Source organism: Jannaschia aquimarina (assembly GCF_000877395.1).
GTDB classification, from domain to species: Bacteria; Pseudomonadota; Alphaproteobacteria; order Rhodobacterales; family Rhodobacteraceae; genus Jannaschia; species Jannaschia aquimarina.
This window is the reverse complement of record NZ_JYFE01000060.1, coordinates 157675-181529: the sequence shown is the minus strand read 5'-3', so window position 1 is coordinate 181529 and position 23855 is coordinate 157675. Positions and strand designations below refer to the sequence as shown.

Here is a 23855-nt window from a genome sequence, read left to right as displayed (position 1 = left end):
CCGGGCCGGTTCACCACCCCAGGGGCCGATGGTTCGGTCCGACATGTTGAGTAGAAGGAATGCCAAGATGGCGAAAACGGATATCTCGAAGCTGAGCGACATCGGCGGTTTCATCGGCGCGTGCCTCGTCGATAGCGAAACCGGTCTCATGATGGCCTCCGAAGGCGGCGGCAATCTGGATCTGGAAGCGGCTGGCGCGGCGAACACCGAGGTCGTGAAGGCCAAGCTGTCGGCGATCGAGATGCTGGGCCTGGATGACGGGATCGACGACATCCTGATCACGCTGGGCAAGCAGCTGCACCTGATCCGCCCGCTCGAGAAGAGCCCGACCGTCTTCGTCTACGTCGCGCTGGACAAGAAGACCGCCAATCTGGGCATGGCCCGGGTTCAGGTGAAGAACGTCGAGAAGACGCTCGAAATCTGATCGCCGGATCCGGCGCGGAGCCTCCGTTCCGCGCCGATATCCATCTCCGAACAGAGGCGATCATGACGACCGAAATTCCCCAGCCGATCCGTGACTTCTTCGATGGAAGCCAGGTCGCGTTGACCCTTTCCGATCCGCGTCAGAAGGACGATCCGCTGGTTCTGGCCAACGACGCGTTCCTTCGGATGACCGGCTACGACCTTTCCGAAATTGGGAACCGCAATTGCCGCTTCCTGCAAGGCGACCGGGCGCAGGACAGCGTCCGCAAGACGCTGCGCGGGGATTTCGCCGCGGGACGTGACAGTCGCGTGGTGGTGACTAACTATCGAAAGTCCGGCGAGGCGTTCGATAACTTCCTCTATATATTCACGATTTTCGACCGATCGGGCGCGCCGCTCTGGCGGATCGGGAGTCAGTTCGAAATCCCGCGCGTCGACCGCGCTGCCGGGTTCGAAAGCCACGCCGCGCAATTGCAGGACGGGTTGGAGAAGCTGAACGACAGCCTGGACGTCGCACGCCAGCGGCAGATCGACCTGAGCGAGATGGTCGGCCTGACCGTTCGCGACCTGTTGCGCGCCCGGCTCGACAATCTGCGGCACGCCGCCTGAACGAAAAAGGCGCCCCGCGGGGCGCCCAAATCAGCTTGCCGGAGTGGACGAGACGCCCACCTGTGCCGGACGCAAGAGGCGTTCGTGCAGCATGAAGCCTTCGGCCATCACCTGAATGATGTCGCCGGCCTTGGTGCCGGGGACCGGAGCCTCGAACATGGCTTGGTGAAGCTGGGGATCGAACTTCTCTCCCTCGGCCGGGGCGACGACCTTGACCCCATGCTTTTCGAACGTGCCCGTCAGTTCGCGCAAGGTGAGTTCCAGGCCTTCGAGGATCGCGGACTGGTCCTCGGGGACCGCATCCATCGCGCGCTTGAGGTTGTCGTAGACCGGAAGCAGGTCGCGCGCGAGGCGCGATCCGCCATAAGTCGCGGCCTCCTCGCGATCGCGGGCGGCGCGTTTGCGAACATTCTCCGCCTCGGCGAGGGCCCGCATCAAGCGGTCCTTCATCTCGTCGCGCTCGGCGAGGATGGTGTCGATATTGGCGGGACGACGCGGGCCGTCGGCATCCTCTTCCATGGCGGCATCGAGGTCGAATTCCTCGTCCATGGCCTCGGGGTCGTCCAGGAAATCGTCTTTGGGCTCGCCCATCCTTACCTCGTTTGTCCGGAGCCGGACAGCATCCGGCCCACCAATTGCGCGGTGTAGTCCACGATGGGAACGATCCGCCCGTAATTCAGTCGGGTCGGACCGATCACACCCACCGCGCCCACGATTCGTCGGTCGGCGTTCATATAGGGAGATACGACCAGAGATGAACCGGAAAGTGAGAAGAGCTTGTTCTCAGATCCGATGAAAATCCGCACCCCCTCGCCGTCCTCGGCCAACTCCAGGAACTCGGCGATGTCGCGCTTGCGTTCCAGATCGTCGAAAAGGCTGCGGATGCGCTCCAGCTCTTCGGGCGCGGCACCCTGATCCAGCAGGTTCGAGCGTCCCCGGACGATCAGCCGTTCCCGGTCCTCGCCTTCGCCTTCCCACGCGGCGAGACCCTTCTCGATGAGGGAGTGGGCCAGCGTGTCGATTTCCTGACGGCGCGCGGCGACCTCGGTCTCCATCAGGCCGCGCAGGTCGCTCAGGGTACGGCCTTCGATCATGGCGTTCAGCAAGTTCGCCGCCTCTCGCATGGCCGAGGGCGTCTGGCCGGGGGGTGGTATGAAGACACGGTTCTCGACATGGCCGTCGGCGAAGACCAGCACCACCAGTGCGCGGTCGGGGCCCAGCGAGACGAATTCGATATGCTTGATCGGCGCCTCGCGCTTGGGCGCCAAGACCAGGCTGGCGCCCTGCGTGATCCCCGACAGAGCCTCGCCCACCCGGTCGAGCAGGCGCGCCGCGTCGCTTTCGGATGCTCCGACCGACGCCTCGATCCGCTCCCGGTCCTCTTCACCGAGTTGCGCTTCGAGCAGACCATCCACGAACATCCGCAGACCCGCCTGCGTCGGGACGCGACCGGCACTGACATGGGGGGCCTGAAGCAGACCCAGAAACTCCAGGTCCTGCATCACGTTGCGGATCGTCGCCGACGAGACCTTCTCGGTCATCTCCCGGCTCAGCGTGCGGCTGCCGACCGGATCGCCCGTCCCGAGATAGCCTTCGACCACACGGCGAAATACCTCGCGCGAGCGATCGTTCATCTCGGACAGGACGCGGGCACTGTCGGTGGGTGGCATGGACATGGTCGATCTCCGGCGACCGAACCTAGGAACGGGGCCCGGCGGCGTCAATCGCCTTGCCCCCGCGCGCGGTGGGCGGCAAGTGGGGACGAACCCCGAAGGAGAAAGACATGAGACCGTCCGGACGCGCCCTCGACCAGATGCGCGAAATCGTCATCGAACCCGGCTTCACGAAGCACGCGGAAGGCTCTGTCCTGATCCGCTGCGGCGACACGCACGTCCTTTGCACCGCCAGCGTGGAGGAACGGGTTCCTCCCTTCCTGCGCAATTCGGGCCAGGGCTGGGTGACGGCGGAATACGGGATGCTGCCCCGTGCGACGAATACGCGCGGACGGCGCGAGGCAGCGGCGGGCAAGCAATCGGGCCGCACGCAAGAGATTCAGCGCCTGATCGGCCGCTCGCTCCGCGCGGGCATCGACCAGCAGGCATTGGGCGAACGTCAGATCACGGTGGATTGCGATGTGCTCCAGGCCGATGGCGGGACCCGGTGCGCCTCGATCACGGGCGGCTGGGTCGCGCTGCGCCTCGCCGTCAACGCGCTGATGAAGGCGGGTGACGTGATCACCGACCCGATGCTGGACCACGTCGCAGCGGTTTCCTGCGGGATCTATGCCGGGCAGCCCGTGCTGGATCTGGACTATGCCGAGGACAGCGAAGCAGGGACCGACGGCAATTTCGTGATGACGGGCGCGGGCCGGATGATCGAGCTACAGGCCAGCGCCGAAGGCGCGACATTTGGGCAGGACGAGTTCGCGGAACTGATGCGTCTCGCACAGAAAGGCGTGGATGAGCTGGTCGCGGCCCAGAGGGCCGCGGTGTCATGAAGCCGTTGGGCGACACTCTTCTGGTGGCGACGCACAATGCGGGAAAGCTCGAAGAGTTCGCCGCGCTCTTCGCGCCGCTTGGGATCGGGGTGAAAGGTGCCCGGGCGTTTGACCTGCCGGAGCCGGAAGAGACCGAGACGACCTTTCTCGGCAATGCCCGCATCAAGGCCCGCGCGGCCATGGAGGCAACGGGCCTGCCGACGCTGGCCGACGATAGCGGGATCGAGGTCGACGCGCTGGGCGGGGCACCGGGCGTCTATACCGCCGACTGGGCAGAGACGCCTGCGGGCCGCGACTTCATGCAGGCGATGGAGCGGACCCATCGTGAACTGGAAGCGCGGGGCGCCGCCGAACCCCGAACCGCGCGGTTCCGCTGCACGCTCGTCCTGCTTTGGCCGGATGGAGAGGAGGCCGTCTTCGAAGGCGCGGTCGAAGGTCGCGTGACCTGGCCGCCCCGGGGGCTGGAAGGCCATGGCTACGACCCCATCTTCGTCCCCGACGGACACGACATCACGATGGGCGAGATGACCTTTGAGCAAAAGAACGCGCTGAGCCACCGCGCGGCCGCACTTGCGAAGCTGAAGGCCGCTCTGGATGACGCGTGAACTTATCTCGACCGGTTCGACCTTCGAGCGGGAAATCGGCTATTCACGCGCGGTCGTGCAGGGCGACTGGTGCTTCATGGCGGGCGTGACAGGGTATGACTACGCGACCATGGCGCTGCCGGCAGGCATCGAGAACCAAGCCGAAAATTGCTTTGCGACCGTGGCGGAAGTGCTGAACCGGGCGGGTTTTGCCATGTCCGATATTGTCCGTGTGACCCACTATGTCGCCGACAGGGCGCTGGTCGATCGTCTCGTCCCGGTCCTTGGCCGCCATCTGGGCGAGATACGTCCCGCCGCGACGATGGTGATCGCGGGCCTCATGGAGGCCGAGATGCTTTACGAGGTCGAGGTGACGGCCTTTCGGGGATGAGCGGGTTCGGCCTCTACATCCACTGGCCGTTCTGCGAGGCCAAATGTCCTTATTGCGACTTCAACAGCCACGTCAGCGCATCGGTCGATCATGCGGCATGGCGGGAGGCGCTTCTGACCGACCTTCGGTCGCAGGCGGTCGAGATGCCGGACCGCATCCTCGGGTCGATCTTTTTCGGCGGCGGCACACCCTCTCGAATGGAACCGGAGACGGTTGCCGCCTTGGTCGACGAGGCACGGCGCATCTGGCCCTGCGCAAACGACCTGGAAGTGACGCTGGAAGCCAACCCCACGTCGGTCGAGGCCGGGCGTTTTGCCGCCTTCGCGGCCGGTGGGGTCAATCGGGTGTCGATCGGCATCCAATCGCTGCGAGATGACGATTTGCGCGCGCTGGGGCGAACGCACGATTCCGCTCAGGCGCGGGCCGCTTATGATATCGCGCGCGCGACCTTCGATCGGGTATCGTTCGATCTGATCTATGCGCGACAGGGACAGGATCTGGAGGCATGGCGGTCTGAACTGACGGAGGCGGTCGCGATGGATCCGGACCATCTGTCGATCTACCAATTGACGATCGAGCCGGGGACGGTCTTTGCGCGACGCCACGAAGCGGGCAAGCTCCCGGGTCTGCCGGACGATGACAAACAGGCAGACATGTATCTGTTTTCAAACAGTTTTTTGGAATCTCGCGGGCGGCCCGCCTACGAGGTATCGAACCACGCCAGACCGGGCTTGGAGTCGCGGCACAACCTGACCTACTGGAGAGCCGAAGACTGGCTGGGCGTCGGTCCGGGGGCACATGGCCGGTACGGAACCGGACATCAACGTCTTTCGACGATTGCAGAACGGCAGCCGGCAACGTGGCTAGCCGCAGTCTCGGACAGAGGGCGCGGAGAGGCGCGGCGGGAGACAGCCGACGGTCACGCGGAGGAGTACCTGATCGGAGCGATGCGGCTAAGGGAAGGCGTGGACTTGCGCCGGCTGCGCGAGCTTGGCGCGACGGTTCCCGAAGAGATGTGCGAGCCGTTGGTCGAAGACGGGCTGATCACCCTGGATAACGAGCGGCTCCGGCCGACGACGCGGGGGATGGCGGTTGCCGACGCCCTGATCTCCTACCTCGCCGTCCGTTCCGTACCGAAGCCGGAGAGCATTTCGCAGATCTGATCGAGCTGGGTCAGATCCTTGTACTTGATCGTCAGTCGACCGGACCCGTCATTCTCGTGGTCTATGACGACCGCCATCCCGATGGCGGCGGATAAATCATCCGCCAGCATCCGGGTGTCCGCATTTCCCTTTTGTGTTTGCGCTTTACGAGGTTTGGCGTCCGAAGACGCAGTTCCCTTCGCCCGACGCTCGACTTCCCGGACAGACAGACCGGCTGCAACGGTCTGTCGGGCCAGCGCAACGGGATCATCCGCCGTCAGCATCGCACGGGCGTGGCCGGCGGAAAGCACACCGGCCTTGAGATATTCGAGGACGGGCTCCGGCAGGTTGAGCAAGCGCATCTGGTTGGCGATATGGCTTCGGCTCTTCCCGAGAGCCTTGGCCAATTGCTCCTGCGTGTGGCCGAACCTGTCGATCAGCTGCTTGAAGCCCAGCGCCTCTTCAATCGGGTTGAGATCGACCCTTTGAACATTCTCAATAATTGCGATCTCGAGGACCGACTGATCGTCCAGATCCCTGACGATGACCGGGACTTCGTGAATCTGTGCCAGCTGGGAAGCCCGCCACCGGCGCTCTCCGGCGACGACCTGATAGCGGTCGGTCTGGTTCGGATGCGGCCGAACGATGATCGGTTGCAGAAGCCCCTTCTCGCGAATGGAGGCCGCCAGATCATGGAGGGCATCGTCATCGAACCGTCTGCGCGGCTGATCCGGATTCGGCTCCAGCGCTTCTATTGGGAGTGTCCGCTGTGTTCCGGTATCGCTGCTGCCGCCGGGGTCTTCGAGATCGGCCATCAGCGCAGACAATCCGCGTCCGAGGCCACGGCGCTTTTGAGGGTCAGACATGGGCTGGCTCCGGTTCAGCGGGATTTCTGCGAAGGAACTCTCCCGCGAGCATCCTGTAGGCGACAGCCCCTTTGGAGAGCGGGTCGAAAGAAAAGATCGGCATCGAATAGCTCGGCGCTTCGCTGAGCCGGACATTGCGCGGTATACGGGTCTGATAGACAAGGTCGCCAAGGGTATCCCGTACATCGGCTTCAACCTGCCGACTGAGATTGTTCCGCGCATCGTACATCGTGAGAACGATCCCCTCCAATCTCAGCTTCGGATTGGCCGAGGCGCGAACCTCCTTCACCGTGAGAAGGAGTTGGGACAAACCTTCGAGGGCGAAGAACTCCGATTGGAGCGGGACGAGCAAGGTATCTGCTGCAACCAAACCGTTCAGAGTCAACAGGTTAAGTGACGGAGGGCAGTCGATGAGGATCGTATCGAAGTCCGAGGCGCTTTGCGACAAAGCCATCTTGAGATGAGAAAGACGGCGGGGGCCGGACATCATCTGCGCATCTGCCGAACTGAGATCAGTCGTCGCTGGTACGATGGACAAGCCGTCGAAGCCGGTTGACCGTGCCGTCGATTGAATGTCCGCGTCCGAAAGCAGCAGATCATACGTGGTCAGTCCGCGCTGATCTCGCGAGATCCCGAGGCCTGTCGAAGCATTTCCTTGGGGATCCAGGTCGATCAGGAGGACTTTGCTACCACGAGCAGCGAGTGCAGCGCCCAGATTGATCGCAGTGGTCGTCTTTCCGACACCCCCCTTCTGATTGGCGATGCTGACGATCTTCGGTCTATTTCGGCGCATGTCGGATGTTCCGTACGGAAAGGATCGAAGCAGTTGGGGACGTCGTACTCGGTATCGCGTCGAAGTCGAAGTCCCAATCCCTCCTCGCAGCCTCGATCTCGTCCTTCCAATTGGCTCCTTTTGGAAAGAGCGCGACACCATCGGGGATCAAATGTGGTGAGGCTAGCTGAAGCAGAGCCGTCAAGTGCGCGACTGCGCGAGCGGAGATGACATCAGCAACCATTGGCTGCAGGTTTTCGATCCGTTTGTTTACGATTGAGACATCGCGCAATTCAAGATCTCGGACGCAGGTCCGAAGGAAAGCAGTTTTTCGAGCGTCGGACTCGACGAGCGTCATGCGCGAAACGTCTGGCCGCATGATCGAAACGACAATTCCGGGGAAGCCGCCGCCGGAGCCAAGATCGACCCAATGATCTACGCTTCTAGGGCCCGCATCGGCGACCTGGATGCTGTCAGCAATGTGCCGGTCTCGAAGATGATCGAGGTCGCCACGAGAGACAAGATTGATCCGGGGAGACCACTTCTGTACGAGCGCTTGGAATGCATCCAACCGACGCTGTGTTTCACGTGAAACACCTTCAGCCCGCATTTCGCTGGAAAGCCCGAACCTTTGACCCGATCAGCAGCATCGCTGCAGGCGTCATTCCCTCGATTGCGTTTACCTGTCGCAAGTTCCTTGGCCGCGCCCGAGCAAGCTTCTCACGAAGTTCACCTGAAAGTCCTTCGATCGGGAACTCGAAACCCGCCGGGATTTCGGTGTCCGGCAGCTCCGAGAGCCGTTCGGCATCTCGCTTCTGTCGCTCGAGGTAGTTTCCATAGACCACCTCCGACTCGATGCTTGCCAGAGTCAGCGGATCACTGGCCTCACCGGCAAGAACCTCCCTCAGGAGACGCGGAAGACATTGGGGTGGGACCCGCGCCGCAACGGCTTGAACGTCTCGCAGTCCGCGCGGTGCCTCTACGTCCAGAAGATCCAAGACAGCCGGCAGCACCTCGATTTCGCGCATCTTGGTCCGAGTCTGCCGCAGCCGGTCGGCACGGAGTTCGAATGCCTGGCGACGATCTGGGGTAACACAGTCCAATTCAATTCCGGTCGGTGTCAGCCTCAGATCGGCGTTATCTATCCGAAGCGACAGGCGATATTCGGCCCGAGACGTGAACATTCGATAGGGTTCCGTGACACCGCGCGTCGTTAGGTCGTCGATCATCACGCCAATGTAGCTATTGCGGCGATCGAACGCCGGCGGTGCCTTCTGTAAGATCCGGCATGCTGCTGAAAGTCCAGCGACAAGCCCTTGTGCGGCCGCCTCTTCATACCCGGTGGTACCGTTGATCTGCCCAGCGAGGCTGAGGCCGCCCACATCGTAGACCCGAAGATCGGGCATGAGACCCCGCGGATCGACGTAGTCGTACTCGATCGCATAACCTGGCTGTATGATCCGGGCATTCTCCAAGCCGCGGATCGAGTGAACATACAGGTCTTGGACATCTTCGGGGAGCGATGTCGAGATACCGTTCGGATAAACGACGTCAGTCGTCAGCCCCTCCGGTTCGAGAAAGATAGTGTGCGCTGTCTTTTCGGCAAAGCGCACCACCTTGTCTTCGATTGATGGGCAGTATCGCGGTCCAACGCCGTCAATTCTGCCCCCGTATAGAGCTGACTGGTCGAGGTTCTGAGCGATAATTTCGTGGGTCCGGGAGTTCGTCGCTGTAACGGCGCAGGAGATCTGGCTCTGGTAAATCTCTTGCGTCATGAAGGAGAAAGGTGTCGGGATCTCGTCGCCACGTTGCTGATCCAGGATGGCCCAGTTGATTGTCCGTCCATCCAAGCGCGGCGGCGTGCCGGTCTTCAATCGCCCCAGGTTAAGAGGAAGCGATTTGATCTGATCGGCGAGCCGATTCGACGCCTCATCACCGATCCGGCCGGCCGGGATGCGGCGCTCACCGATATGGATCAATCCGCCAAGGAACGTTCCCGATGTCAAAATAGTCTCGGGCGCTCTTATAACAGTGTCATCGGCCAGCCGGACCCCGGCGACCTTGTCTCGCTCCAAGACAAGGCCGGTCACCTCACCAAATACCTGAGCGATGGATGATGTGTTCAGCGTTTCACGGATCGCTGCCGCGTAGAGCTCTCGATCGATCTGGGCTCGTGGACCGCGAACGGCCGGTCCCTTCGTGTGGTTCAAGAGCCGAAATTGAATTCCCGCACGATCGGCACATCGTCCCATGATACCGTCAAGTGCGTCGACCTCGCGGACAAGATGGCCTTTCCCGATTCCGCCGATCGCAGGGTTACACGACATCTGTCCAATGTCTGTCGGCTTCATCGTAACGAGACACACCGAACATCCCATACGCGACGCCGCGTGGGCAGCCTCGCAACCGGCATGTCCACCACCTACAACAATGACGTCAAAAGCCTGTTTCACGTGAAACACCTACTTTCCGAGACAGAACGAAGAGAAGATTTCGTCGAGCAAATCATCAAGGTCGATGTCCCCGATGACCCGACCAAGCGCCTGCACCGCCGGATAAAGCTTCGCGAGCAAAATCTCAACGTCCACCGCGTCCCATCCTTCGATCACTTCACTGATGTGATGCTGCGCCTTGGACATCGCGTCGTACTCGTACCGGCGAGAAATGCCCGAAGACATATGGATTCGCCCTCTCAGAACCGAAGTTATCCGATTAACAAGAGTGGCGATGCCGTCCCCGGTCAGGGCGGATACATCCGCCTCCGGATAGAGATCGCGCTTGCTGCGGATCAGCAAGTCGTCATCTCGTAGCTCTATCTCGGGAAGCGGGTCGTTCCCCGCTACCAATACAATTCTCAGATCCGCACGGTCGGCGTCCTTCAGCGCCAATGCCACCCCGATGCTCTCCACTTCGTCCGAAGTCTCTCTCAGCCCCGCGGTATCGACAAAAACGACCGGGATCCCGTTCAGATCGACCCGACTTTCGATCACATCCCGCGTAGTGCCAGGTGTACTGGAGACGATGGCACGCTGTTCCCCGACTATCTTATTGATAAGAGATGATTTTCCTGCATTCGGCCGTCCGAGGATCGTGACCCGGAATCCCTCACGCAAGCGTTGCATGGACCAGAAGCCATCCAACTCCTCCCTAAGCGCAAGAGACACACGCACTAACCGGTCCTTCAAACCTCCGAGCACATCAGCCGGGAGATCTTCGTCGGAAAAGTCAATCGAGGCCTCGAGGCGCGCCATCGTGAAAAGAAGATCATCACGCCAGGCCCGAAACCGCTCTCCTGCTTCGCCTTCGAGCCGACGCATCGCGAAAACCCGTTGAAGCTCCGTCTCTGCTTCGATCGCGTCTGACAAGGCATGGACCTGGACGATGTCCAGCTTGCCGTTCTCATGTGCCCGACGGGTAAACTCTCCCGGCTCGGCGACCCGCGAAAGGCCTGTCGCCAAGATCGATTCGAGGACTGCATCGACAATAGCCGGGCCGCCATGTATCTGAAATTCCACGACATCTTCAGCGGTGAAACTGTCCGGTCCCGGGAAGAACAGGACGAGTCCACGGTCGATCAAAGTCCCGTCGTCCGGATGCCGGATCAAGCGCAGCGACGCGTATCTCGGTTTCGGAACCGTCCCGGCGACTTTCTCCGCAATGGTCCGTGCCGACGGGCCGGATACACGCACGACCGCGACCCCGGCCTTACCAGGGGCGGTGGCCGGCGCGTGGATCGTATCGGCCGCCATGGCGCTACGAATTCATTGAGTCGAAGAATTCCGAGTTCGTTTTCGTCTGCTTCAATTTGCCGATCAGGAACTCGATTGCATCGGTCGTCCCCATCGGGTTGAGGATCCGACGCAGAACGAATGTCTTCTGAAGGTTCTTCGGATCCACAAGCAAATCTTCCTTGCGGGTACCGGATTTAAGGATGTCCATCGCCGGGAAGACGCGCTTGTCGGCCACCTTGCGGTCGAGAACGATCTCGCTGTTACCCGTCCCCTTGAACTCTTCGAAGATCACCTCGTCCATACGGCTGCCCGTATCGATCAGCGCCGTCGCGATGATCGTCAATGATCCGCCTTCTTCGATATTCCGCGCCGCGCCGAAGAAACGCTTCGGCCGTTGCAGCGCGTTCGCGTCCACACCACCCGTCAGGACCTTGCCCGACGATGGGACAGTGGTGTTGAAAGCGCGACCCAAACGCGTGATCGAGTCGAGCAGGATCACGACGTCCCGCTTGTGCTCGACCAGGCGCTTTGCCTTCTCGATCACCATTTCGGAGACGGCCACATGCCGCGACGCTGGCTCGTCGAAGGTCGAAGAGATGACTTCGCCCTTCACCGACCGCTGCATGTCAGTCACTTCTTCCGGCCGTTCGTCGATCAGAAGAACCATCAGATAGCATTCCGGATGGTTCGACTCGATCGACTTGGCGATATTCTGCAAGAGGACGGTCTTACCCGTACGTGGTGGCGCGACGATCAGCGAGCGCTGTCCCTTCCCGATCGGCGCGACCAGGTCGATGATCCGGGCGGACCGGTCCTTGATCGTCGGATCCTCGATTTCCATCGTCAGCCGCTCGTCGGGGTAGAGCGGGGTCAGGTTATCGAAGCTCACCTTGTGGCGGGCCTTTTCCGGCTCCTCGAAATTGATCGAGGTGACCTTCGTCAACGCAAAATAGCGCTCGTTCTCGTCAGGAGCCTGGATGACGCCATCCAGCGTGTCACCTGTCCGGAGAGAGTGCTGACGGATCACGTCGGGGCTCACATAGATGTCGTCGGGACCCGGCAGGTAATTCGCTTCGGGGTTCCGTAGAAATCCGAATCCATCCTGGACGACTTCCAGAACGCCTTCACCCGAGATCTCCCAGCCCTCGTCGGCCCGCTCCCGCAGGATCGAGAACATCAATTCGCCCTTACGCATCGTCGAGGCGTTCTCGATCTCGAGGCCCTCGGCCATGTCCACCAAGTCCTTGGGCGACATCGCCTTCAGATCGCGCAGGTTCAGCGCCTCGACCGCATCATGCTCGTCGCGCATCACGTCCTCCAGACCGGGCTTCGCCCGGCTCAAACATCGTCATTCGGGAACCGGCTTCCGGATCAGGACGACCCGCCGTTCGATCCCGATCTAATCGTCGCGCCGGGTTCCGTCAAACCAATAGAATAGAAGAGAGAAAGAATGATGTTTGTAGGTCCGATGAAGAACGGGGAGAACTCTGCCTCGTTCACCTCGCAAGGGCGAACATGAGAAGGCGGTCGATTATCCCCTGATTTCGTATCCGACGCCGCGCCTTCAAGCATTCGGCCTGTGAGCAAGCTTGGGGAAGACGCGGGGGCATTGCGTGAAGAGATCTCTGACTCAGGATCAGGTCGACCGGTGGAGGAATCGTGCATGCCGGCCCCCTCTTTCCACCGGATCGGGTCGCCGGTCGCTGGACCGCCCGTTCCCCCCGTCCTATCCACCCACCGACCCAAAGGTTTCTCCACGGAGTTTTCCCCATGCTCGTTCTCGCCTCCGGCAGCCAGGTCCGCGCCGACATGCTGCGGGCTGCGGGCGTCAAGGTCGAGATCCGACCGGCCCGGATCGACGAGGATGCGGTCAAGGAAAGCCTGCTCGTCGAAGGTGCCCGGGCCCGCGACGTGGCGGATACGCTGGCTGAGATGAAGGCGCTCAAGCCGCAGGTTGGCGGCTTGGTGCTCGGCGCCGATCAGGTGCTGTCGCACGGCGGAAAGCTCTTGTCCAAGCCTGCCACCCCGCACGAGGCCCGCGAACAGCTCGCCATGCTCGCCGGGCGACAGCACCGCCTGATCTCAGCCGCCGTGATCGTCGAGGACGGGCGTCCCGTCTGGCGCCATGCCTCGGAAGTCCGCATGGTCATGCGGCCGCTCTCGGACGGGTTTCTCGACTCCTATGTGTCGGAGTACTGGGAAGGCATCCGCCATTGCGTTGGCGGCTACAGGTTGGAAGCCGAGGGCGCACGCCTGTTCACGGCGGTAGAGGGCGATTACTTCTCCGTCCTCGGCCTGCCCCTTCTGCCGGTCATAGATTACCTCGTCACCCGTGGAGTGCTCGACGCATGATCCTCGCCGCAGTTCTGGGGGATCCGATCTCCCATTCGCGTTCTCCGCGCCTCCATGGGCATTGGATTCGGCGCCATCGCATCGACGGAGCCTACGTCCCGCTTCACGTGTCAAACGACGATCTATTGCGCGTCCTCGATCTCCTGCCGGGTCTCGGCTTCGCGGGATGCAACATCACGATCCCTCACAAGGAGGCGGCACTGGCCGTTGCCGATCAGGTGACGGATCGGGCAAGGCGGATCGGCGCGGTCAATACGTTGACTTTCAAGGACCAGATGATCCTCGCCGACAATACCGACGGGGAAGGCTTCCTCTCATCGCTCGACGCAGGCGCGGATTGGCCCAAGGATCGGCCTGCCGTCGTCCTGGGTGCCGGTGGGGCGGCCCGCGGGATCGTCGACGCGCTCGTCAGCGCAGGCGTTCCGGAGGTTCGGATCGTCAACCGGACGCACGGGCGCGCCGAGGTTCTGGCTGAAAGGTTCGACCGATGCGTCGCGCAGGATGAAGCGGAACTTGGAGATGCCGGTCTTCTCGTCAACACGACCAGTCTCGGGATGGAAGGACAACCGCCGCTCGACCTCGATCTTGCGTACCTTCCCGACGCTGCAGTCGTGACGGATATCGTCTACACGCCCTTGGAGACGCCGTTGCTGCGCGCCGCCCGGGAACGCGGCCTCGCGACCGTGGATGGATTGGGCATGCTGTTGCACCAGGCCGTTCCGGGCTTCGAGGCATGGTTCGGCGTGCGCCCCCAAGTGGACGCCGATCTGCGACGCGCGGTTTTGGGATGATCCGGCTTGGGCTGACCGGTTCGATCGGTATGGGCAAGACGACGACGGCGCAGATGTTCCGAGACCGGAACATTCCGGTCTGGGACGCCGATGCCGCCGTACACCGTCTCTATGCCCAAGGCGGAAGCGCGGTCGACCCCGTGGCCGCGATCTTTCCCGATGCAGTCCGGGACGGCGCGGTCGACAGGGCCCGTCTGCGGGGGGTCGTGACGACCGATCCGGATGCGCTGGCGCGGTTGGAGGCAATCGTCCATCCGCTGGTCGCGGCCGACCGCGCTGCCTGGAGCGAGGCGCGATCCGCGCCGATGGCCGTTTTCGATATTCCCCTTCTCTATGAGACCGATGCCGCCGGGCAGTTCGATCATGTAGCCGTCGTCTCCACCGACCCGGACACCCAGCGTCGGCGCGTGATGGAGCGGGGAACGATGACGGGGGATCAATTCGACGCCATCCTTGCCAAACAGATGCCCGATGCGGAAAAGCGCAGGCGGGCCGATTACATCATCGACACCTCGACGATGGACGGCGCCAGACAGGACGTAGACCGGATCATCGCGGAGCTGACATGAGAGAGATCGTCCTCGACACAGAGACCACCGGCTTCGAACCGGAATCAGGCGACCGGATCGTAGAGATCGGTGCCGTCGAGTTGATCAATCACATCGCCACCGGCCGGACCTATCATCAATATATCAATCCCGAACGGACCATGCCGCAGGGCGCCTTCGAGGTGCATGGGCTAGGCGACGACTTCCTCAAGGATTTCCCTCTCTTCAAAGAGATAGGCCGGGCCTTTTTGGACTTCATCGGCGACGACAAACTCGTGATCCACAACGCCGCCTTCGACATGAAATTCCTCAATGCGGAGCTGGAATGGATGGGTCTGCCGCGTCTCGCTCCCGACCGGGCCGTCGATACGCTGGCCATCGCGCGGTCCAAGTTTCCCGGCTCCCCGGCCTCGTTGGATGCGCTCTGCAAGCGGTTCGGGATCGACAATTCCTCGCGCACGCTCCACGGCGCGCTACTCGACAGCGAGATCCTCGCCGAGGTCTATCTGGAATTGATCGGAGGGCGTCAGCCGACGATGGCGCTGGCGTCCATCGGGTCCGAGAGCGGTACGGATGAAGGGACGTGGCGACCCCGGCCTCGCCCTGCGCCCCTTCCTCCGCGGATCACCCCGGAGGAAGAAGCCGCCCATGCCGCGTTCGTCGACGCGTTGGGCGGAGGGGCTTTGTGGCGACGGGCCTGACGCCCGCCGCTCTGGAAATCAGGCCTGTCCGACCTGACCCTGACCTTCGGCCGCAGCGCGGCGTTGCAGTTCCTGGCGGTAGAGCGCGACGAAATCGAACGGCTCGAGGTTCAGAGGCGGATAGCCGCCATCGCGCGTCACATCGTGGACCACGCGGCGCAGGAACGGGAAGATGAGACGCGGACACTCGATCAGAAGGAACGGGTGAAGTTGCGCCTCGGGGACGTTCTTCACCTCGAACAGACCGGCATAGTCGATCTCCATGGAGAAGATCATCTCGCCATCGTCCTTGCCTTTCGATGTGACCTTCAGCTTGATCGCCACTTCGTAGCGGTCATCCTCCGGCTTCTTCTTGGCATCCAGGCCGACCTGAATGGCGATTTCTGGCTGACCGCTGATCAGCTTGCCCTTCTGGACGGCGACGTTCTCGAAGCTCAGGTCGCGGACATACTGCACAAGGATGCGCGTCTGGGGCTGTTGGTTCGGTTGCGCCTCGCCGTTCGGCTGCGGCGTCTCACCGTTGGCTTTTTCGGGGGCGTCGGTGCCGTTTTCGTCGGCCATGTCTGTCTCCTCGGGTCGCGGGTTGCGCTGCGCCTAGCAAAGCGTCCCGACGGTCACAAGCTAACGGTTCCGCCCTTCGGGCCGCGCCCATCCCGACGGACCGTCCCGCGGCGTGTCGATGACCTCGCCTTCGATGATGTCGTCTTGCGGGGCTGGATGGGCACCCGGTCCCGACCGGTACTCGGCTTGCCGGCCCATCTCGAAGCGCTGCACCTTCACACGCGCGGCGATGTACCGCATCAGCGCGTCGCGGACCTGCGGGACCAGCAACGAGAAGCCGATCGCGTCGGTAAAGAAGCCCGGCGTCAGCAGAAGCAGCCCGGATGCGAGGATCATCGCGCCATGCGCCAACGGCCGCGTGGGATCGGACAAACGGTCGAACGAGGCCTGCAGACGCTGGATCTCGGCGAGACCCTGCCGACGCACGAGGAAGGTCCCGAGGGCAGCCGTCAGAACCACGATCAGCAGCGTCGGCCACAGGCCGAGCCAGCCGCCCACCTGGATGAACAGCGCGATCTCCAGGATCGGGACGGCGACGAAGATGGCGAACAGCCACATGGTATGAGACCTCCGGTTCACTTGACCCGTTGCGCCTCTTACATATGTGCCATCCCTGCACTACCAAGACGGGGCCCCGCGCGAGCAAGGATGGATGACGCCGTGATACAACTTCTGGTTCTGGCCGCGATCGCGCTGTTTCTGATCGTGCGCCTCAAGAACGTCCTTGGCACCCGAACCGGATTCGAGAAGCCGCGCGTTGCCGATCAGCGCGAGGGGTCTAGCCCCGTGCGCCGCGAGTTCGAGGTGATCGATGGCGGACCGGATCGCGACATCACCGACCATGTCGATGACGGAACCGAGGCGGCCAAGTCCCTTGCGGCGATGAAGCTGGCCGAGCCGGGGTTTTCGGTGTCCGAGTTCGTGGGCGGCGCGCGTCAGGCCTACGAGATGATCCTGATGGCGTTCGAGAACGGCGATCTGGTACCGGTCCAGCCCTTCTTGGCAGAAGACGTCTACGAAGCTTTCCTCGCGGCGATCTCGGACCGCGAGGATCGGGGTTTGAGGGTCGAGGCAAGTTTCATCGGCGTACGCGAAACGACGCTGGTGAACGCAGAATTCGATCGCGACACCGATACCGGCGAGATCACGCTGCGTTTCGTCGGCGAGATGACGAGCGTGGTGAAGGACAGCGACGGCGAGGTGGTCGAAGGCAATCCGAACGAAATCAAGAAGAGCCGCGACACCTGGACCTTCGCGCGCAGGATGGGTGTTGACGATCCGAACTGGAAGCTTGTCGCCACGGACGCGTGAGGTGCCGGAGGCGTTGACGCTGGTCGATCCAGCCACCCTGGACGGCTGGACAAGCGACGATCTCTCCGAAGGCCTATCCGCAGCCGGGATTGCCGCAACCGGCGACCCCGCCGCATTTCTCGCTACGACCTACGATTTCGACGCCATCCCGACCCACTTCACCGGTTACTACGAGCCGGAGCTTCGAGGGTCGCCCGTTCGAACCGATGATTTTCCGGTTCCGATCCACGCCCCGCCACCAGGCGGGACCGGAGCCACTCGGGCGGAGATCGAAGAGAAAGACCTCCTCGCTGACTACGAGATCGCGTGGCTTGCGGACGAGGTGGACCGCTTCTTCCTGCAGGTCCAGGGATCCGGCCGGATCATCTATCCGGACGGGCAGGTCCTGCGGGTCAGCTATGCGGCGAAGAACGGTCATCCCTACATCTCGGTCGGACGAATCCTGATCGAGTCCGGCGAGTTCAACGAGAGGCGGATAACGGCGGACGCGGTCAAGTCGTGGCTGCGCGCCGATCCCGTGCGCGGACGCGAGATGATGCGCCGGAACCCGTCCTACGTCATGTTCCGTGCGCTGCACGGCGCCGAGGCGCGGCAGGGGCCACCGGGCGCCTTGGGCCTGCCCGTCACGGCTGGCCGGTCCCTGGCGGTCGATCCCGAATTGGTGCCGCTCGGCTCTCTCGTCTGGGTCGAGGTGGACGGGCCCGAGGGCCCCATCCGCCGGCTCTGCGTCGCTCAGGATACCGGCAGCGCGATCAGGGGCGCTCGGGCGGACCTGTTCTACGGGACGGGCGAAGAGGCTGGCCGCGCCGCCGGTGCACTGAACCATGCCGGACGGATGATCGTCCTGCGTCCGCGCGGATGACCCGGCGCCTGACAGAGGCCGATCGCCGCGCCTGGGATGCCTACCGCAAGACCGCCGACCCCCTTTCCGACAGGCCGCGCCGGGCCGATCCCGCTCCGGCCCCTGCCAAGGCGGCGCAGCCCACCATGTCCCGCGAGCCGCTTCCCACCTTCCGCGTCGGAGAGCGGGTTCCGACGCGCGGCTTGACCGCCGACCTCGCGCCGGGTCCGGGGGAGGCGTCGCGTCGGGAGCCGGTCGCGATGGACCGCAAGGCCTTCACCCGCTTGCGGGCGGGCAAGTTGCGTCCGGAAGGGAAACTCGATCTGCATGGCATGACGCTCGAGGTCGCCCATGCGGAACTGACCGATTTCATCCTGACGGCCAGTGCTCGGGGCAAGCGCCTGCTGCTCGTCGTGACGGGAAAGGGAAAGGCGCGCGATGAAGGCGGGCCGATCCCGACGCGGATCGGCGTTCTGCGTCATCAGGTGCCGCAATGGCTCCGCCTGCCGCCACTTGCGCCGCACGTGCTTCAGGTCACCGAAGCTCATCGATCCCATGGCGGGTCAGGCGCGTACTACGTCTATCTCCGCCGTCTGCGATAGCCGCGGTAGTGCCCGGGTCAGGGCCCACGCGGCGAGAAGCGTCGCAGCGAGGAAATAGAGAACGATCGCGATCATTTGCTGCGGGAAGTCGAAGCCCGCGTCGATCGTCCAGCCGGTCACGGCGGGACCGATGGCCGATCCCAGAACCATAATCCCGGTCGCCACCGACTTGATGGCCCCGAGATGCCGCGTGCCGTAGAGTTCGGCCCAGCACGCGGTCGGAAGGGTGCCCTGCGCCCCTGTTCCAATTCCGAAAATCGTCAGAGCCAGCGCCGCGCCCCAAAGCGTGTCCGCCATGCCCATGGCCCAGAATCCAAGCGCGAAGGGCAACAGGTAGACCCGCATCAGCCTCGCGGCGCCATAGCGATCCAGCAGCACCCCGGACAAGAGCATCGTCGCGACGGACACGACCGTGAAGAGAGGGAGAAGCGCAACGTAGCCGGCAAGGTCCCAGCCTTTGGCATCGACCAGATGAACCTGGTGGAAGAACAGGGCCGTTCCGAAAGCGGGCGGACCCAGCATCAGCGGGACGAGGGCCCAGAACAGACCGCTCCGCAGCATTTGCGCGCGTGTCCAGTGAATTCCGTCCAGACCGAAGACGGTCTGGCCCTCCGCCGACCCGCTCGGATGCCGTTCCGTTCTGAGCAGGTAGAGGATGACCGGGATCGTTGCCACGACGGCCAGAGCCGCCACGACCCAGAGCGTCCGCCACGAGAGGATCGCTCCGGCCTGGACGAACAGGACCGGCAGGATAGCCTGTCCCAGCGCGAAGCCCGTCGCCGCGATGGCGAGCGCCCGCCCGCGCGATGCGGCGAACCAGCGGGCCATCCCGACCGCCGCCAGATGGCTCATCATGCCTTGGCCCGCGAAACGCAGAAGGAATACCGTCACCGCCAGCCAGATCAGGCCCCGCGATCCCGCCATCGACAGGCAGGCGACGGCCAGGGTCAGACAGGTCAGCGTCGCCAGATGCCGGACACGGAGCCGGTCGGTCCAGGGCCCGGCCGCGATCATCGCGCCGGCCGAGACGATCGTTGCGACGGCGTAGAGTGTGCCCCAAGTTCCGTCCGTCAGGCCGAACTCGCCCATGATCTGCCCCGCGAAGAGGGCGATGAAGAAGGTCTGGCCGTAGCTCGACGTGAAAGAGATCAGCGCACCGGCCGACAGCCAGCGTCCATTCTGCCGGAGGAAGGCCCCGGTGGATTGCCGGGGCGGCTCGTTCAAAGGACGTAACGGCTGATATCCTCGGACTTGGCGAGTTCCGCCAGATGCTGCTCCACGAAGGCGCCGTCGATCGTGACGGTGTCTCCGCCGCGGTCGGGGGCCTCGAAGGACAGATCCTCGAAGACCCGTTCAAGGACGGTATAGAGCCGCCGCGCGCCGATATTCTCTACGCTGCCGTTCACCTGTGCGGCGATACGGGCCAGCGCGGCGATGCCGTCCTCGGTAAACTCGACGGTGACCTCTTCGGTCGCCATGAGGGCCGCGTATTGTCGGGTCAGCGCGTTGTCCGTCTCCGTCAGGATGCGGACGAAATCCTCCTCCGTGAGCGGCCGCAGTTCGACCCGGATCGGCAACCGGCCCTGAAGCTCCGGCAGGAGGTCAGACGGCTTGGCGACGTGGAACGCTCCGGAGGCGATGAAGAGGATGTGGTCCGTCTTCACCGGCCCGTGCTTGGTGCTGACGGTCGTCCCTTCGATAAGTGGCAGCAGATCGCGCTGCACGCCCTCGCGGCTCACGTCGCCACCGCGGTTCTCGGCCCGCGCACAGACCTTGTCGATCTCGTCGAGGAAGACGATGCCGTCCTGTTCCACGGCGCGGATCGCTTCGCGCTTGACCACCTCGTCGTCGAGCAGCTTGTCCGCTTCCTCGTCGATCAGGACATCATAGCTGGCGGCGACGGTCATGCGCTTCTTCTGGCTGCGCTGGAACGCCTTGCCGAACATTTCGCCCAGATTGACCATCTGACCCATTCCCGGCTGACCGGGGATTTCCATGCCGAAGGGGTTCGACGTGTCCGAGACCTCGACCTCGATCACCTTGTCGTCCAGCTCTCCGGCGCGCAGCTTGCGGCGGAACGCCTCGCGGGTCCCTTCCCGGGCGTCCTCACCGGCAAGGGCCGCGATCACGCGATCCTCTGCCATCTGATGGGCGCGGTCCTTCACGTCCTCGCGAAGATGGTCGCGCACCATGACGATGGCATTGTCGATCAGGTCGCGGACGATCTGTTCGACGTCGCGGCCGACATAGCCGACCTCGGTGAACTTGGTGGCCTCGACCTTCAGGAACGGCGCGCGCGCCAGCTTGGCGAGGCGGCGGCTGATCTCGGTCTTGCCGACGCCGGTGGGGCCGATCATGAGGATGTTCTTCGGATAGACCTCCTCGCGCATGTCGCCGTCCAGGCGGCGGCGGCGCCAGCGATTGCGCAAGGCGACGGCGACGGCGCGCTTGGCATCCTTCTGTCCGATGACGAAGCGATCGAGTTCCGAGACGATCTCGCGGGGGGTCAAGTCTGTCATGGCGCCCAGATAACCCCGGATCACGGAAACGCAACGGGCGTCACGATCGCGTGGGGGCGGCTTCGCAGACGGCGCGCGGCGGGGCAGGGTGCTGCCACCTGAAACGGAGACACCGCCATGCATCGTCGTACATTCCTCGCCACCGCTGCAGCACTTGGTGCATCCCCCGCCTTGGCCGGCGGTCACGGGCGTCTGGGCACCTTCACCGGGGCGGCCCGCTACGGGATCGGGGGTACCGCCGAGATCGCGGACGGCCGCGTCAATCTGCTGGACGATTTCGTCTTCGGCAGCGCGCCCGATCCGAAGGTCGCTCTGGGCCGCGACGGATACGATCCCGCGACGCTGATGGGACCGCTGAAATCGACCTCCGGCACCAGCAGCTACGAGATCCCGGCGGGCATCAATCCCGACGAGTACAACGAGGTCTGGATCTGGTGCGAGCGTTTCAACGTGCCGCTGGGGGTGGCGAAGCTGGGGTCCTGATCCGGTCCGGGTGGTGGGCCGGGGGCAGACGATCCCGCGGGATCGCGTCGCCGAGCCCATCCATCAGCACCGCGCGAATCCGCTCCCACGCGGCGCCGAGCAGGACGAGCCCGGCGCCCATGGCGAGGATCGCGAAGGCGATGCCAGCCCCGCTGCCCGCAAATCCGGCAAGTGCGACGGTGTACCCCGCGCCCGATACCAGAAACGAGCGCCGGTCGATCACCAGCGCCACGAGAGCCAGCAGTGCCAGGATCCCCGCCAAGGCCGTCAGGCGAAGCGTCGTCGGATCGGCCAGAAGGCTGATCGCCATCGTGTTCACGATGGCCGGTGCGGCGACGATGTGCAGCCAGAACCCATTCGCGGACCGGCGGGTCACCCGATGCGGGTCGGACATGTCGAAACGCATCGCGATGGCGAAGACGACCAGGCCCAGTACCAGCGTTGCCCAGGCATAGGCCGATCCGGCCGCCAGGTTGAACAGGCCTATCCACGTCAGCGCCGTTCCCGTCGTCTCGGCCACGACAAGGAAGGTCGCAAGGAAGGTGAGGATCGCGATCAGGGCCAGCGCGAAGGGCACGCGATAGCGCAGGAAATAGCCCAGCAGGGCCACGATGGTCGACAGGATCGCCACGAGGCCCAGACCCGGATCGAGAAAGGTCAGCACCGGGATCGCGCCTCCGGCCACGACTCGCGCGGCCGTTGCGGCGGCCATGGTAAAGAGGATCGTCAGCATGATCGCGGGTGCGACCATACGGCGCCTCCGGATGAAGTACTCCGAGAGAAGGCAGACGAGCCCCGCGCCGGTCGTCGTCATCAGAACGATCCCGGTCAGCCCGTCGGAGGCGATCATGGCGATCCCGGTCATCAGCCACCATCCGGTCGAGAGGATCAGGAGCCCGGCGACGATGAAGATCTCGTTGAAGCCGCGGAACAGCTCGAACGGCTCCTCGCCCGGGCTTATCGCCTCACGGGTGCCGCGGCGGGCATCGGCCAAGGCCGTCAGATGTCCAGCCTGCATCTCGGTCAGCAAACCGGCACTGACGGCCGCGCGCAGGTCATCCCGTTCGATCATGACATCTCGACCTTCTCGGCGGCTTCCCTTGCTCTTGCGCCCCCGAAGGCCGTCAGGGACAGGCTGGTGGTGCGGCTCTGTCCGGGTTCGAGCGTCGGCATCAGATCCCTTTCACTCAGGTCGGCCCGGCTAAGCGCCGGAACGTTGCTGGGCTCGACGCCCATGACGAATGTACAGGGTGCGAATTGCCGCCAAAGATAGAGCCACGGCATCTCGCGCGCGTCCCACGACTGGCGCAGGGCGAGGTCGCGGTCGGCATTGACCAGCAGGCTTTCCGCGCGCCCGCTTCTGATCTTCGGGCGGATCTCCAAGACCTCTTCGACGAAACCGTCTCGCGGTTCAGGGACGCGGTTCCAGCCCTCTGTGTCGAACTCGCCGCAGGCCCGGACCTCCTCTGCTTCGAGATGCAGGCGCCCCCCGGGGGCGAGCAGCGGCCAGCCGAGGTTGCAATGATAGAGCATCGGGACCGGATTGGTCGCCCTGCCGAGATTGGTCACCTGATCCGTGACGGTGATCGTCGTGTCTTCGGCTTCGATCCTGCGGATCAGGCGCAGGCGCTCTCCGTAGAGCATGGCCTGATCGACCTCCGCCTCGGCCCAAAGCCGTCCGTCCTCGGCGCCATAGGCGCGCAGCGTCGCGGGTTCGCCGGTCAAGCGGCCGTGTAGCGGGAACGTCTCGCGGTCGCGGCCGGGATAGGCGAAGCGGGACGCGTCGTCCTCGGCCCCGCCGCCGACATGATCTAGCCCGCCGGTCATGAGGAGCCCGCCGGTGAAGCCGCGCAGCCAGGCTTCGGTCCCGTGCGGATCGTAGAGACCTGGCGCACGGATACCTCCCGGACCGTGGAAGGCCAGCGCGCGCGCCCCCAGCCGGGCATCGCCGATGTCGAAGCCGCGGTCCACGACGATTTCGAAGGAGAGGCCGGCCTCGGTCCAGCCCTGAAGAAGGCGGACGCCGCGGCCCGGCCCATCCTCAAGTGTGACGAGACGGATCCCGAAACTCTGGCTCTGCCGGCCGATCAGGGGAGAAGGATGATCCATCCGCGCGACCCTGACATGGCCC

28 protein-coding genes are annotated in these 23855 nt (G+C 63.7%); 14 read left to right on the top strand and 14 right to left on the bottom strand.

All coding sequences use genetic code 11. The annotated features are described in order from the left end of the window. Positions 1-67: 67 nt before the first annotated feature. Positions 68-424, top strand: a complete 357-nt coding sequence (locus jaqu_RS16355) for a hypothetical protein (protein WP_043920063.1) — start codon at positions 68-70, stop codon at positions 422-424. Positions 425-486: 62 nt separating this feature from the next. Then, positions 487-1032, top strand: a complete 546-nt coding sequence (locus jaqu_RS16350) for a PAS domain-containing protein (protein ID WP_052501019.1) — start codon at positions 487-489, stop codon at positions 1030-1032. 30 nt (positions 1033-1062) lie between these two features. Here the strand turns inward: jaqu_RS16350 and jaqu_RS16345 are convergent, their stop codons facing one another. Continuing rightward, positions 1063-1623: a nucleotide exchange factor GrpE gene (locus tag jaqu_RS16345; protein WP_043920062.1), complete on the bottom strand. Its 561-nt coding sequence runs from the start codon at positions 1621-1623 to the stop codon at positions 1063-1065. Between the two features lie 2 nt (positions 1624-1625). Further along, positions 1626-2708 (bottom strand): heat-inducible transcriptional repressor HrcA, encoded by a 1083-nt coding sequence (gene hrcA / locus jaqu_RS16340; RefSeq protein ID WP_084629936.1) that lies wholly within the window; start codon positions 2706-2708, stop codon positions 1626-1628. A 107-nt stretch (positions 2709-2815) separates the two neighbouring features. Between hrcA and rph the strand changes: the two genes are divergently transcribed. Genes rph through hemW form a run of 4 tightly spaced genes read left to right on the top strand, consistent with a single transcriptional unit; the run spans position 2816 to position 5667 of the window. Beyond that, the gene (rph, locus tag jaqu_RS16335; RefSeq protein ID WP_043920061.1) at positions 2816-3529 is read left to right on the top strand and encodes a ribonuclease PH; all 714 of its coding nucleotides are present in this window, start codon (positions 2816-2818) and stop codon (positions 3527-3529) included. Further along, positions 3526-4134: an RdgB/HAM1 family non-canonical purine NTP pyrophosphatase gene (rdgB, locus tag jaqu_RS16330; RefSeq protein ID WP_043920060.1), complete on the top strand. Its 609-nt coding sequence runs from the start codon at positions 3526-3528 to the stop codon at positions 4132-4134. The genes rph and rdgB overlap by 4 nt, the downstream gene beginning before the upstream one ends. Beyond that, positions 4124-4504, top strand: coding sequence for a RidA family protein (locus jaqu_RS16325; RefSeq protein WP_043920059.1), 381 nt, complete (start codon positions 4124-4126; stop codon positions 4502-4504). The genes rdgB and jaqu_RS16325 overlap by 11 nt, the downstream gene beginning before the upstream one ends. Next, a complete protein-coding gene (gene hemW, locus jaqu_RS16320) occupies positions 4501-5667 on the top strand; it encodes a radical SAM family heme chaperone HemW (RefSeq protein WP_043920058.1) in 1167 nt (388 codons plus the stop codon). The genes jaqu_RS16325 and hemW overlap by 4 nt, the downstream gene beginning before the upstream one ends. Here the strand turns inward: hemW and jaqu_RS16315 are convergent. The 6 genes from jaqu_RS16315 to rho are packed head-to-tail and all read right to left on the bottom strand — an operon-like array spanning position 5616 to position 12324. After that, a complete protein-coding gene (locus jaqu_RS16315; protein ID WP_043920057.1) occupies positions 5616-6512 on the bottom strand; it encodes a ParB/RepB/Spo0J family partition protein in 897 nt (298 codons plus the stop codon). The genes hemW and jaqu_RS16315 overlap by 52 nt on opposite strands. After that, a complete protein-coding gene (locus jaqu_RS16310; RefSeq protein ID WP_043920056.1) occupies positions 6505-7305 on the bottom strand; it encodes a ParA family protein in 801 nt (266 codons plus the stop codon). Before jaqu_RS16310 ends, jaqu_RS16315 begins: the two co-directional genes overlap by 8 nt. After that, the gene (gene rsmG, locus jaqu_RS21170; RefSeq protein WP_084629934.1) at positions 7292-7894 is read right to left on the bottom strand and encodes a 16S rRNA (guanine(527)-N(7))-methyltransferase RsmG; all 603 of its coding nucleotides are present in this window, start codon (positions 7892-7894) and stop codon (positions 7292-7294) included. Before rsmG ends, jaqu_RS16310 begins: the two co-directional genes overlap by 14 nt. Beyond that, the gene (mnmG, locus tag jaqu_RS16305) at positions 7884-9746 is read right to left on the bottom strand and encodes a tRNA uridine-5-carboxymethylaminomethyl(34) synthesis enzyme MnmG (protein WP_043920055.1); all 1863 of its coding nucleotides are present in this window, start codon (positions 9744-9746) and stop codon (positions 7884-7886) included. The genes rsmG and mnmG overlap by 11 nt, the downstream gene beginning before the upstream one ends. Continuing rightward, positions 9747-11033, bottom strand: coding sequence for a tRNA uridine-5-carboxymethylaminomethyl(34) synthesis GTPase MnmE (mnmE, locus tag jaqu_RS16300; protein ID WP_043920054.1), 1287 nt, complete (start codon positions 11031-11033; stop codon positions 9747-9749). It abuts the gene before it with no gap. A 4-nt stretch (positions 11034-11037) separates the two neighbouring features. Further along, on the bottom strand, positions 11038-12324 hold the full coding sequence (gene rho / locus jaqu_RS16295) for a transcription termination factor Rho (RefSeq protein WP_043920053.1): 1287 nt from the start codon (positions 12322-12324) through the stop codon (positions 11038-11040). A gap of 461 nt (positions 12325-12785) precedes the next feature. Between rho and jaqu_RS16290 the strand changes: the two genes are divergently transcribed. Genes jaqu_RS16290 through dnaQ form a run of 4 tightly spaced genes read left to right on the top strand, consistent with a single transcriptional unit; the run spans position 12786 to position 15407 of the window. Further along, positions 12786-13367: a Maf family protein gene (locus jaqu_RS16290; RefSeq protein ID WP_043920052.1), complete on the top strand. Its 582-nt coding sequence runs from the start codon at positions 12786-12788 to the stop codon at positions 13365-13367. After that, positions 13364-14158 (top strand): shikimate dehydrogenase, encoded by a 795-nt coding sequence (locus tag jaqu_RS16285; protein WP_043920051.1) that lies wholly within the window; start codon positions 13364-13366, stop codon positions 14156-14158. Before jaqu_RS16290 ends, jaqu_RS16285 begins: the two co-directional genes overlap by 4 nt. Next, positions 14155-14727 (top strand): dephospho-CoA kinase, encoded by a 573-nt coding sequence (gene coaE / locus jaqu_RS16280; protein WP_043920050.1) that lies wholly within the window; start codon positions 14155-14157, stop codon positions 14725-14727. Before jaqu_RS16285 ends, coaE begins: the two co-directional genes overlap by 4 nt. Next, positions 14724-15407: a DNA polymerase III subunit epsilon gene (gene dnaQ, locus jaqu_RS16275; RefSeq protein ID WP_043920049.1), complete on the top strand. Its 684-nt coding sequence runs from the start codon at positions 14724-14726 to the stop codon at positions 15405-15407. Before coaE ends, dnaQ begins: the two co-directional genes overlap by 4 nt. Positions 15408-15425: 18 nt before the next feature. Here the strand turns inward: dnaQ and secB are convergent, their stop codons facing one another. After that, entirely contained in the window at positions 15426-15968 is a 543-nt protein-coding gene (secB, locus tag jaqu_RS16270; RefSeq protein ID WP_043920048.1) for a protein-export chaperone SecB, read from the bottom strand. A 60-nt stretch (positions 15969-16028) separates the two neighbouring features. Then, complete coding sequence (locus jaqu_RS16265) at positions 16029-16526, bottom strand: FxsA family protein (RefSeq protein WP_043920047.1); 498 nt, start codon at positions 16524-16526, stop codon at positions 16029-16031. A gap of 90 nt (positions 16527-16616) precedes the next feature. On the opposite strand from jaqu_RS16265, the gene jaqu_RS16260 reads away from it, so the two are divergent. From jaqu_RS16260 to jaqu_RS16250, 3 genes are read left to right on the top strand one after another with little or no spacing between them, the layout of a single operon-like run. Next, positions 16617-17279 (top strand): Tim44/TimA family putative adaptor protein, encoded by a 663-nt coding sequence (locus jaqu_RS16260; protein ID WP_043920046.1) that lies wholly within the window; start codon positions 16617-16619, stop codon positions 17277-17279. 1 nt (position 17280) lies between these two features. Next, a complete protein-coding gene (locus jaqu_RS16255) occupies positions 17281-18141 on the top strand; it encodes an MltA domain-containing protein (protein ID WP_052501018.1) in 861 nt (286 codons plus the stop codon). Next, the gene (locus jaqu_RS16250; RefSeq protein ID WP_043920044.1) at positions 18138-18722 is read left to right on the top strand and encodes a Smr/MutS family protein; all 585 of its coding nucleotides are present in this window, start codon (positions 18138-18140) and stop codon (positions 18720-18722) included. Before jaqu_RS16255 ends, jaqu_RS16250 begins: the two co-directional genes overlap by 4 nt. Here jaqu_RS16250 and jaqu_RS16245 read toward each other — a convergent pair. Beyond that, positions 18684-19946 carry an MFS transporter gene (locus tag jaqu_RS16245; RefSeq protein WP_043920043.1) on the bottom strand — a complete coding sequence of 421 codons (1263 nt, stop codon included), beginning with the start codon at positions 19944-19946 and terminating at the stop codon, positions 18684-18686. The genes jaqu_RS16250 and jaqu_RS16245 overlap by 39 nt on opposite strands. Then, positions 19943-21241 carry an ATP-dependent protease ATPase subunit HslU gene (gene hslU, locus jaqu_RS16240; protein ID WP_043920221.1) on the bottom strand — a complete coding sequence of 433 codons (1299 nt, stop codon included), beginning with the start codon at positions 21239-21241 and terminating at the stop codon, positions 19943-19945. The genes jaqu_RS16245 and hslU overlap by 4 nt, the downstream gene beginning before the upstream one ends. Before the next feature lie 117 nt (positions 21242-21358). Between hslU and jaqu_RS16235 the strand changes: the two genes are divergently transcribed. Beyond that, complete coding sequence (locus jaqu_RS16235; RefSeq protein WP_043920042.1) at positions 21359-21724, top strand: DM13 domain-containing protein; 366 nt, start codon at positions 21359-21361, stop codon at positions 21722-21724. Here jaqu_RS16235 and jaqu_RS16230 read toward each other — a convergent pair. Then, positions 21687-22796, bottom strand: a complete 1110-nt coding sequence (locus jaqu_RS16230) for a hypothetical protein (protein ID WP_043920041.1) — start codon at positions 22794-22796, stop codon at positions 21687-21689. The genes jaqu_RS16235 and jaqu_RS16230 overlap by 38 nt on opposite strands. Continuing rightward, positions 22793-23833 (bottom strand): DUF4432 family protein, encoded by a 1041-nt coding sequence (locus jaqu_RS16225; protein ID WP_052501017.1) that lies wholly within the window; start codon positions 23831-23833, stop codon positions 22793-22795. Before jaqu_RS16225 ends, jaqu_RS16230 begins: the two co-directional genes overlap by 4 nt. Between the last annotated feature and the right edge of the window lie 22 nt (positions 23834-23855).

Bases quoted from the DNA above. Each gene is read 5' to 3' on its own strand.
- jaqu_RS16355 (WP_043920063.1), top strand. From the start codon at position 68: ATGGCGAAAACGGATATCTCGAAGCTGAGCGACATCGGCGGTTTCATC.
- jaqu_RS16350 (WP_052501019.1), top strand. From the start codon at position 487: ATGACGACCGAAATTCCCCAGCCGATCCGTGACTTCTTCGATGGAAGC.
- jaqu_RS16345 (WP_043920062.1), bottom strand. From the start codon at position 1,623: ATGGGCGAGCCCAAAGACGATTTCCTGGACGACCCCGAGGCCATGGAC.
- hrcA (WP_084629936.1), bottom strand. From the start codon at position 2,708: ATGTCCATGCCACCCACCGACAGTGCCCGCGTCCTGTCCGAGATGAAC.
- rph (WP_043920061.1), top strand. From the start codon at position 2,816: ATGAGACCGTCCGGACGCGCCCTCGACCAGATGCGCGAAATCGTCATC.
- rdgB (WP_043920060.1), top strand. From the start codon at position 3,526: ATGAAGCCGTTGGGCGACACTCTTCTGGTGGCGACGCACAATGCGGGA.
- jaqu_RS16325 (WP_043920059.1), top strand. From the start codon at position 4,124: ATGACGCGTGAACTTATCTCGACCGGTTCGACCTTCGAGCGGGAAATC.
- hemW (WP_043920058.1), top strand. From the start codon at position 4,501: ATGAGCGGGTTCGGCCTCTACATCCACTGGCCGTTCTGCGAGGCCAAA.
- jaqu_RS16315 (WP_043920057.1), bottom strand. From the start codon at position 6,512: ATGTCTGACCCTCAAAAGCGCCGTGGCCTCGGACGCGGATTGTCTGCG.
- jaqu_RS16310 (WP_043920056.1), bottom strand. From the start codon at position 7,305: ATGCGCCGAAATAGACCGAAGATCGTCAGCATCGCCAATCAGAAGGGG.
- rsmG (WP_084629934.1), bottom strand. From the start codon at position 7,894: ATGCGGGCTGAAGGTGTTTCACGTGAAACACAGCGTCGGTTGGATGCA.
- mnmE (WP_043920054.1), bottom strand. From the start codon at position 11,033: ATGGCGGCCGATACGATCCACGCGCCGGCCACCGCCCCTGGTAAGGCC.
- rho (WP_043920053.1), bottom strand. From the start codon at position 12,324: ATGCGCGACGAGCATGATGCGGTCGAGGCGCTGAACCTGCGCGATCTG.
- jaqu_RS16290 (WP_043920052.1), top strand. From the start codon at position 12,786: ATGCTCGTTCTCGCCTCCGGCAGCCAGGTCCGCGCCGACATGCTGCGG.
- jaqu_RS16285 (WP_043920051.1), top strand. From the start codon at position 13,364: ATGATCCTCGCCGCAGTTCTGGGGGATCCGATCTCCCATTCGCGTTCT.
- coaE (WP_043920050.1), top strand. From the start codon at position 14,155: ATGATCCGGCTTGGGCTGACCGGTTCGATCGGTATGGGCAAGACGACG.
- dnaQ (WP_043920049.1), top strand. From the start codon at position 14,724: ATGAGAGAGATCGTCCTCGACACAGAGACCACCGGCTTCGAACCGGAA.
- secB (WP_043920048.1), bottom strand. From the start codon at position 15,968: ATGGCCGACGAAAACGGCACCGACGCCCCCGAAAAAGCCAACGGTGAG.
- jaqu_RS16265 (WP_043920047.1), bottom strand. From the start codon at position 16,526: ATGTGGCTGTTCGCCATCTTCGTCGCCGTCCCGATCCTGGAGATCGCG.
- jaqu_RS16260 (WP_043920046.1), top strand. From the start codon at position 16,617: ATGGATGACGCCGTGATACAACTTCTGGTTCTGGCCGCGATCGCGCTG.
- jaqu_RS16250 (WP_043920044.1), top strand. From the start codon at position 18,138: ATGACCCGGCGCCTGACAGAGGCCGATCGCCGCGCCTGGGATGCCTAC.
- hslU (WP_043920221.1), bottom strand. From the start codon at position 21,241: ATGACAGACTTGACCCCCCGCGAGATCGTCTCGGAACTCGATCGCTTC.
- jaqu_RS16235 (WP_043920042.1), top strand. From the start codon at position 21,359: ATGCATCGTCGTACATTCCTCGCCACCGCTGCAGCACTTGGTGCATCC.
- jaqu_RS16230 (WP_043920041.1), bottom strand. From the start codon at position 22,796: ATGATCGAACGGGATGACCTGCGCGCGGCCGTCAGTGCCGGTTTGCTG.
- jaqu_RS16225 (WP_052501017.1), bottom strand. From the start codon at position 23,833: ATGGATCATCCTTCTCCCCTGATCGGCCGGCAGAGCCAGAGTTTCGGG.